Raw genomic sequence first — 1,178 nt, forward strand, 5'->3', positions numbered from 1 at the left:
ACGACAGACCAGAAAACTCTTTTTCCGTGTTGATAAACCCGATTTTTGATGTTTACGGGCGGAGAAGTCCTACCGCCTTCATATTAATTAGCAATGTACGTTGTTGATGAAATGAGGGGTTATAGATGAATACTCAAAATAATAAGCCAGATGAAACCACGACAAAAGATAATGCGCTTCCTGATACCCCCCTTCGGGAAGAACAAGCGGGTATGCTGAATAATACGGCGAATAGCGAGAGCAATGTCTTTGGTTTCGGTTATTACCGCGCTAATTTTTCAAACAGTCATTTCGGAGCTTAATATCATGACAAAAATATTTAAAGTTCCCTTTGCGGCGCAAGGGGACAGGGTATCTATTCCTAATGAAGTCCAGCCAGACGGGGCTGTCTCGTATACTCAGGGCTACGGCTATGACTACGAACGTGACCAGAATACCGATCCGGCAGCGAAAGATATCGAGCGTGAAAAGATGAACGGGATTTTTCACGATATTACCGAAGCCGTGGGGGAAATACAGGCGTTTGGCGTGGCGAAATGGTCGCTAGAGGCACAGCCTTATCCCTTGCGTGCGGTGGTGTACCACAATCAAAAACTCTGGCAATCCCGTATAGAGAACAACAAGGAAGATCCGCAAGCGGGCAAAGGGTGGGTGGAGTTAAAGGCCGACCTGACAGCAGGTGATGTGGGCGCCTATAACAAAGAAGAAGCCAACCAGCGCTTCCAGCCATTGGGGAACTATACCCCTGCGGGTTACAGCTACGGTAAGGAAGAGTCGGATACCCGTTTCCAGCCGAAAGGGCACTATCAACCCGCGGGGAATTACGCGCTGAAGGGCGAAAGCTACATTAAGTCGGAATCAGATGATAAATACCAACCCAAGGGGCGCTATTTAGAATCGGGCTATAGCTATTCAAAAAATGAAAGTGATGGCAAGTACCAACCGAGAGGCAATTATGCCCCTGCGGGCAGCTACGCCCCAAAAGGGGAGAGCTACACGAAAAATGAATCAAACTCCAGATACCAGCCAAAAGGAAATTACCAACCTACAGGCAACTATGCCGTTCGCGGGGAAAGTTACACGAAAGGGGAATCTGACGGCCGATACCAATCGCGCGGGAACTACCAACCTGCCGGAAATTATCAGCCTGCGGGAAATTATGCGGTGAGGGGGGAATG

At 48.6% G+C, this 1,178-nt stretch carries 2 protein-coding genes; both read left to right on the plus strand.

Annotation, left to right across the window (positions count from 1 at the left end; all coding sequences use genetic code 11):
* The first annotated feature begins 125 nt into the window (after positions 1-125).
* On the plus strand, positions 126-302 hold the full coding sequence (locus PSI23_RS21470) for a hypothetical protein (RefSeq protein WP_273556974.1): 177 nt from the start codon (positions 126-128) through the stop codon (positions 300-302).
* A gap of 4 nt (positions 303-306) precedes the next feature.
* On the plus strand, positions 307-1,178 hold an 872-nt coding region (locus PSI23_RS21475), incomplete at its 3' end, for a hypothetical protein (protein WP_273556975.1).

This window comes from Xenorhabdus yunnanensis (assembly GCF_028598805.1).
GTDB classification, from domain to species: domain Bacteria; phylum Pseudomonadota; class Gammaproteobacteria; order Enterobacterales; family Enterobacteriaceae; genus Xenorhabdus; species Xenorhabdus yunnanensis.